This is a genomic window from Streptomyces sp. NPDC046977, from assembly GCF_040644455.1.
GTDB lineage: Bacteria > Actinomycetota > Actinomycetes > Streptomycetales > Streptomycetaceae > Actinacidiphila.
This window is the reverse complement of sequence record NZ_JBEYWO010000047.1, coordinates 40,192-47,174: the sequence shown is the minus strand read 5'-3', so window position 1 is coordinate 47,174 and position 6,983 is coordinate 40,192. Positions and strand designations below refer to the sequence as shown.

The 6,983-nt window shown below is 68.3% G+C and carries 4 protein-coding genes and 2 pseudogenes; 5 read left to right on the top strand and 1 reads right to left on the bottom strand.

Going from position 1 to position 6,983, the window contains the following annotated elements; all coding sequences use genetic code 11:
• The first annotated feature begins 527 nt into the window (after positions 1 to 527).
• The 5 genes and pseudogenes from ABZ883_RS39670 (at position 528) to ABZ883_RS39650 (ending at position 4,048) form a co-directional block, all read left to right on the top strand.
• The gene (locus ABZ883_RS39670; RefSeq protein ID WP_360915943.1) at positions 528 to 1,055 is read left to right on the top strand and encodes a PAS domain-containing protein; all 528 of its coding nucleotides are present in this window, start codon (positions 528 to 530) and stop codon (positions 1,053 to 1,055) included.
• A gap of 8 nt (positions 1,056 to 1,063) precedes the next feature.
• Positions 1,064 to 2,212, top strand: a pseudogene (locus tag ABZ883_RS39665) (SpoIIE family protein phosphatase); the annotation flags it as partial.
• Positions 2,118 to 3,023, top strand: a complete 906-nt coding sequence (locus ABZ883_RS39660) for an ATP-binding SpoIIE family protein phosphatase (protein ID WP_360915940.1) — start codon at positions 2,118 to 2,120, stop codon at positions 3,021 to 3,023. The pseudogene ABZ883_RS39665 and the gene ABZ883_RS39660, both read left to right, overlap by 95 nt.
• A 465-nt stretch (positions 3,024 to 3,488) precedes the next feature.
• Positions 3,489 to 3,653 (top strand): annotated as a pseudogene (locus ABZ883_RS39655) (twin-arginine translocase TatA/TatE family subunit); the annotation flags it as partial.
• Positions 3,654 to 3,805: 152 nt separating this feature from the next.
• Positions 3,806 to 4,048 carry a hypothetical protein gene (locus ABZ883_RS39650; protein ID WP_360915950.1) on the top strand — a complete coding sequence of 81 codons (243 nt, stop codon included), beginning with the start codon at positions 3,806 to 3,808 and terminating at the stop codon, positions 4,046 to 4,048.
• A gap of 1,225 nt (positions 4,049 to 5,273) precedes the next feature.
• Here the strand turns inward: ABZ883_RS39650 and ccrA are convergent.
• Positions 5,274 to 6,614 carry a crotonyl-CoA carboxylase/reductase gene (gene ccrA, locus ABZ883_RS39645; RefSeq protein ID WP_360915937.1) on the bottom strand — a complete coding sequence of 447 codons (1,341 nt, stop codon included), beginning with the start codon at positions 6,612 to 6,614 and terminating at the stop codon, positions 5,274 to 5,276.
• Positions 6,615 to 6,983 lie beyond the last annotated feature (369 nt).

Sequence of the window (6,983 nt, the reverse complement as noted above, 5' to 3'; positions counted from 1 at the left end):
AACTGCGGCGGATAGTTCTTCATGACCACGAGATGTCCGTCCTCAGATCCTCAGGATCCAGTGTCTCGCGTGTCCAAGATCAGGGGTCAAGGCCCAGGCAACACGATCCCCAACCCCTGGACACGGTTCAACCACGCCTGAACGACAGAGTCCGTGTAGAGCCCGGTACTCGGAGACGGGTACGCCGGGTTCGGCGAGCGGCACGGAGAAACGGACCGGTGGCAACACCGGCACCGCGCTCCGTGCCGACTCAACAGGCACGCCCGGATGTCTGCGCACCGTCGTATGCGGACACCCGCCGGGCATCGCGTGCGATGTCACAGATCGGTGCGTCATCCGGTCTGACAACCAAAGGGTATACATGGTTCAAATCGACGCATGTATCTGATCTGAACTCGGGATTGAGACAGCGCATGTCATTCCGGCTGACCACCCACCACGTGCTGGGTCGGCCGAAACCCCGTATCCGGATCCGCCTCCCGCAGTCCAGACCGCCCTTCCGCCGCCTATCCCAGGACGCGAACGCGATGACCAGGACCGAGAAAACCACGCTCAACGACACCGTACGGACGCAGGTGATGTCCGACTCGGCGAGCGCGATGCTCGACGAGCGCGGGACGATCGTCGGATGGACCCAGGCTGCCCAGCGCCTCCTCGGACATTCCGCCCGAGGCGTAGTCGGCAGGTCCGCCGCCCTGCTCCTGCCACCCTCGGAGGAGGCGTCGGTCGTAAATGAGTTCGTGGAGCAGTGCCGTGCCCGGGGTGGCTGGTCGGGAACTGCACGGCTGCGCCACCGGGACGGGTGCGTACTCGACGTGAGCCTGAGGGTCTCACTGCTGCGGGGACGGGGCACGGCGGTCCGTTGGCTGGTCTGCGCGACCGAGATCGGCAAGCTCTCCTGGGCAGCGACCCAGGAATCCGTGCGGGAGTCGCTCATCAGCCGTGCGCCACTCGGCGTCGTCATTCGTGACACGCAGCTGCGTTGCACGTGGGTGAACGACACGATGGAGGGCCATGACGCGATTCCCGCGAACAGAGGCTCGGAAGCCGATTGACCGAGGTAGTGCCGGGTGCGAGGTCCCAGGCGTCCGAGGCACTGATGCGACAGGTACTCCGAAGCCGCACCAGCAAGGTTCACGAGTATCAGACGCCGCTGCCGGGGATTCCGGGCCGGGAGCACACGTTCACCACCTCGTCCTCGTGCCTACAGGGCGCAAACAGCCGAGCGGTCGGGGTGTGCGCCGTCAGCGTCGACGTCACCGAGAGCCGGCGGGCGCGCGAGCGATTCGCCATCCTCAGCGAGAGGACTACGGATCTCGGAAGCACGCAGGACGTGATGCGGACCAGCCAGGAACTGGCCGAGCTTGCCGTGCCGCTGTTCGCCGACTTCGTCGCCGTGGACCTGGAGCAGTCGGTCCCCTTCGGCAACGGACCTGCCGTGCGTTCCGTACCAGCGAGCGATCACCGCCCCGCCTTCCGGGGCGCCGGTCTGGCCTCCATCCACCAGGACGTCCCCGAATCCACCTGGGCACGCGGCGAGGCGATCCCCCTGCCCCCGGCCTCACCTCTCGCCCATGCCCTGCGCACCAGGAGGTCCCACCTGGAGCCAGTCCTGGACACCGCTCCCGGCACCTGGATCGACCGGGATCCGGCACGGGCGCGGACGATCCGGGAGAACGGCAGGCACTCGGTGATGGTCGTGCCGATCCGCGCGCGGAGCGTGCTGCTGGGCGTGGTGTTGTTCGTCCGCACCGAGGACCCCACACCGTTCCAGGAGGTCGATCTGCTCCTGGCGGAGGAACTCGTCAGCCGCGCCGCCCTGTCGCTGGACCGCGCACGCCAGTACGCCCGCGAGCACACCGCGGCCCTGGCGCTCCAGCGCGACCTGCTCCCCCAGCACATGAGCGGAGGCACGGCGGTCGAGGCGGCTTCCCGCTACCTCCCCGCCGACATGGACCACGGCGTCGGCGGCGACTGGTTCGACGTGATCGAGCTGTCCGGTGCCCGCGTGGCTCTCGTCGTGGGCGACGTGGTCGGACACGGCATCAACGCCGCCGCGACCATGGGCAGGCTCCGTACCGCGGTGCACACACTCGCCGACATGGACCTGCCACCCGATGCACTGCTGTCCCACCTCGACGAAACCGTCGAACGACTGGCCGAGGAATACGGCAGGTCCTCCACCCTCATGGGTGCCACCTGTCTGTACGCCGTCTACGACCCGGCCACCGGCCGGTGCACCATGGCACGGGCACCCCCCGCCCGCCATCGTCGACCCCCAGGGCCGGGTCACCTTCCCCGACCTGCCCGCCGGAGCGCCCCTCGGCTTCGGGGTCGGGGTGCCCTTCGAGTCCGTGGAGTGGGAACTGCCCGAGGGCAGTCTCCTCGCCCTGTACAGCGACGGCCTGATCGAGACCCGCGGCCACGACATCGACGAAGGAATGCGCCGCCTGGGCACCGCCCTCGCACAACCGGATCGGTCGCTGGAAGAGCTCTGCACCCGCGCGACGGACATCCTCCCGGCTCAGGCACCCTCCGACGACGTCACCTTGCTCCTCGTCCGGACCCGCTCGCTCAAGCCCACCATGATCGCCTCATGGACGCTGCCCAGCGATCAGACCGCCGTCCGCAGCGCCCGGCACATGGCAGCCCTCCAGCTGGCCGAGTGGGGGCTGGAAGGTCTCGAGCATCCTACGATGCTGATCGTCAGCGAGTTGGTCACCAGCGCCGTCCGGTACGGCGCCGGACCGATCGGACTGCGCCTGATCCGGCACCGGGTTCTGACCTGCGAGGTCTCCGACACGGGCGTCTGCTCCCCACGCCTGCATCGCTCGCACGCCGCCGAGGAGAACGGCCGCGGACTCTTCCTGGTCGCCCAGATGTCCCGCCGATGGGGATCCCGCCCGACATCGGACGGCAAAGTCGTGTGGGCCGAAGAGGAACTGGAGTCCACGCCCTCACACCGAACGGACCACGACTTGCGACTCCCGGCACCCGGAACGCGTGTCAGCCGACTGCAGTGACCAAGGCCCGTGCTCGTCCCGACGCATCCGGAGCCGTCCCAGGGTGGCCGCACCACCTGCCTGGTCACATCGACCGCGTCGGCTCGACGAGCCTGCCCGGCCGCCGGGCCGGACAGCATGCCGCACACCGGATGGAGTGACCACCCTGCCGCGGTAGAGGAACTGGCGGAAATCGACAGATGATTCCGGTGCCGGAAGCGCTCGTCTTGATCGTCAGCCACCCCGGTGGGCGCTGCAACCGGTGTGAGCCATTCGCAAGGGTGGTCTGCCGCGGTGGCTGCAGACGCACCGGGCGCTGCACCCGGGGACGTCACAGGGCCTGCGCACAGATCCGGCCGCCCCGGCGCCCCGCAGATTCCTCACAGGGACGTCCCCTGGGCCGTCGTCCGCTCGCTGTCGTGCCGTTCCAGCGCGGATCACGGCCCGCCGGGGCCGTAGTTGCGGGCAAGGGGACACCGGGTCCTTCTCTGGCGGGCGCATGGCAAGGCCAGCCGCATCCTCAAGAGCGAGGCCAAAGCGATGAAGGCGGACGACGTTCCGCCCGCTGAGCGGCCCGCCCCGCGCATCATCCGGGCAGCCCCGGGAGACGTGACCCATAAGCCCGACGGAACGGACGGCAGGGAGCACTGAGCCCGGCCCCGTCCACCCGAACGTGGGCGGGAACGGGTGGACGCAGGGATCGCCCGCGATCGTAAGAACCGACACGTACCACTTTCGAGGAGCCACCCTGTGTCCGCCAGCTCGACGGACTCCTCGCACCGCGCGTCACGAGGCGGCGCGCGATGAGCGCCGCACTCGGCTTGCTGGCCGTCTTCGTCCTGACCGCAGGCACCGGCTACTTCGTCGCCCAGGAGTTCGCCTACGTGTCAGCCGACCGTGGGCCGGGACATCGAATCGGCGGTGTCAGGTGGCGCTGGGACGTGCGCGCGGAGGCGCAGTACCAGCAGAGCGGTCCGCCGCACGCTCTGCGACGGGCGGGTGTGGACGCGCGGAAGGGAGAACTGGTTCACGATCGAAGGCCTTGACGAGCCGTCGGGATCCAGGGATTGGGTCGCCGTGGCTGCTGTTCGGCTCTTGTTGGCCACGGGGTCGTGGCGCGGGCGAGGGCCACTGCATTGCCCGGGCCGCTGTGAGGGCCCGAGCTGTCGGCCTGTTCACCGTTCCCGTGAGGGGGACTGGAGGTCGCCTGGGGGGGCGTTCGGTCCGCGACCGAAGGGCGTCAGGTCCATCCTCGGGGGACTCCTACTGTCCCTGTTGCTCGTTGAGTTGGCGTTCTGGGCGGGGTGAGGCTGGGGATTTGTTTTCCTTGGGCGCGCCATTGCCGGACGACGGCGTTGTAGATCGGTGCATCCTGTGTCGTGCGGTAGGCCTCGTACAGCTCCGCGAAGACGGTGACGGGTGCTGGCGTGGTCGCGGTGGCGTTGTTCATGCCCGGTTAACGATCAGTCGGGGGGCAGGTGATGGTCCGGTGTTGTCACTGGCGGGTGATGTCGGCCGGGCTGGCCTGGAGCTGGGCGGCGGCGCGGTTGTCTCTGCCGGGAGTGTCTGAGCAGGGGGCGGAGGGGCGGAGCTGGGACCTCACAACGCGGCAGCCTGTTCACCCCGCCCTGCAGCACGCGATGTGGGTGCGGTCAGGGCCAAGGGCTCATGACCAGAAACCCTGTACCCAGCGCCCTTGTTCGCCGTTGCCTTCTGGGCCTTCCTCCACTCGTCCGCTGAATTCGCATGGCCAGTGCTGGCGGAGCAGGGGGCTTGCGGGTGGCGGCATTCAGCGTGGTTGGCCGCCATGATGGGTGTGCCGGGCCTGAGGATGTCGTGATCCCCAAAGGTCTTCTGTCATGGGGCGCCCGGTCTGGGTGCACCGCGCCATCGCCGGTTCGGAAGCAGCCGCCGGTGCCCGGAACCGCTGTACCGGCTGGCGTGGGGCGGGTCGGCGGGCGGTCGATGTGGCGTCATTGCTCTCCGGTGTCGTCAGGCCGGAGAGCGATGACGATGGCGTCCGCTGTCACTGCGTTGCCACAGGACCACAGACGGGGGCTGGAAGAGGACCCTTTCGCACAGCGTGACCGGTGATGCGCTTCTCCGGCAAGCCCGGTGCAGCCACCCGGGGGAGTCCCCCTGGCCCGGCGGGGAATCCGGCGTTCGGTCCCGCAGGTGGGGTCCGGGGCAGGAGGGGGGCCGCGTAGGACGGTCCGCTCTTTCCCGTGAGTGCGCCAGAAGGGCTCTTTGCCGATGCCCCTCGGCATGGTGTCAGTGCTGGGTGCTGCCGGCTTGCTGGAAGACCTTGAACTTGTCTTCGCCGATCCGGGCGCGGGCTTGGGGGTCGGTGATGCCGAGGCCTGCGGTGGGGGCGAGGCACAGGACGCCGACCTTGCCGATGTGCTGGTTCGTCTGCACGCTGCGTGCGGCGGTGCCGACGTTGTCGAGGGTGTAGGTGGTGGAGAGGGCCGGCAGGACGTATCCCTTGGCGATGAGCCGGTTGACTTCGTCTTGTTCGTGCCAGTTGGCCCCATGGCTGCCGATGATGTGTTTGAGGCGCATCCACAGGTACCGGTTGTCGAAGGTGTGTTCGTAGCCGGTGCTGGATCCGCAGGTCACGATGCGTCCTCCGCGGCGAGCGAGGAAGACCGAGGCGGCGAAGGTGGCCTTGCCGACGTGTTCGAAGACGATGTGAGGGTCTTCGCCGACTGCGTCGCGGATGGCGTTGCCGAGTTTCTTCCAGCCTTCCGGACGTTGCAACAGTGTGGTGTCGCCTTGTTCGATCTGGCTGCGGTCGATGACGGCGTGGCAGCCAAGCGTTTTGAGGATGTCGGCCTTGGCGGGGGAATTGACCACGCCGACGGGGATGCCGCCGCCGTTGGCGACGAGTTGGACAGCGTAGGACCCGAGCCCGCCGGTCGCTCCCCAGATGAGTACGACGTCACCCTGTTTCATGCGGGCGCCGCGGTCGCTGACGAGCATGCGATAGGCGGTGCTGGCGCACAGGGGGTTGACTGCGGCTTCTTCCCAGCTGAGCATGGCGGGCTTGGGAAGCAACTGGCTGGCCCGAACGACCGCGTAGTGGGCCAGCCCACCGAAGTTCGTCTCGAAGCCCCAGGCGCGCTGACCGTCGCCGAGCATGCCGTCGGAATGAGTTGCTGGTTCCTGTTCGTCGACATAGGCCGGCGAGACCACGACGTGGTCGCCGGCCTTCCAGTGCCGCACATTGGACCCGGTGCGCACTACCACACCTGCGGCGTCGGATCCGACGATGTGGTACGGCAGGTCGTGGCGGGCGTCCCAGCCGCCGGCACGGCCCATCTGCCGCAAGAACGCGAAGGTGGGCACCGGCTCGAACATCGCAGTCCACACGGTGTTGTAGTTGATGGCACTGGCCATCACGGCCACCAGCGCCTCATCCGGTGCCAGCTCGGGCAGGGGCACCTCGTCGACGACCAGGGACTTGCGTACGTCCTTGTCCGGGACGTCCTGGAACATGCCGACGTCTTGCTGCCTGACGGTGGCGGCGGGATACGTGGCCGGCAGGGGGATGGCCTGGAGTTCGTCGGCGGTGCATCCGGCTATGACAGCCTCGGACAGCGTGGTGCTCATCGGTTCTCCTTGTCGTCAGGGGACATGCTCTACTCCCGTGGCCCCGGCGGTGTGCCAGGTGCCTGCGGTCAAATGCGCGGGTGTTGTCGCGGCCTGGCCGGGAACGGCGGTGGGGCACGCGGACCTGCATCAAGCAAGCTGCCTGTCTGGCGGCAACGCAACTGCTCTTGCGGATCACCCGGTGGCCATGCACTCGTCATATGCCCAGGTCGAGTGAGGTGCGGTTGGCGGATGCGATGTCGTAGCGCCACCCGTAGGGAGTAGCGGCCGCCGTGCCCGGGCGTGTCGTCCTCGTCCGTGGAGACCTCGGGTCCGATCCGGTGATATCGGGCGTGGCTCGTCGGATAACCGTTACGTGATGCGCATGGT

Bases quoted from the DNA above. Each gene is read 5' to 3' on its own strand.
- ABZ883_RS39670 (WP_360915943.1), top strand. From the start codon at position 528: ATGACCAGGACCGAGAAAACCACGCTCAACGACACCGTACGGACGCAG.
- ABZ883_RS39660 (WP_360915940.1), top strand. From the start codon at position 2,118: ATGCACTGCTGTCCCACCTCGACGAAACCGTCGAACGACTGGCCGAGG.
- ABZ883_RS39650 (WP_360915950.1), top strand. From the start codon at position 3,806: ATGAGCGCCGCACTCGGCTTGCTGGCCGTCTTCGTCCTGACCGCAGGC.
- ccrA (WP_360915937.1), bottom strand. From the start codon at position 6,614: ATGAGCACCACGCTGTCCGAGGCTGTCATAGCCGGATGCACCGCCGAC.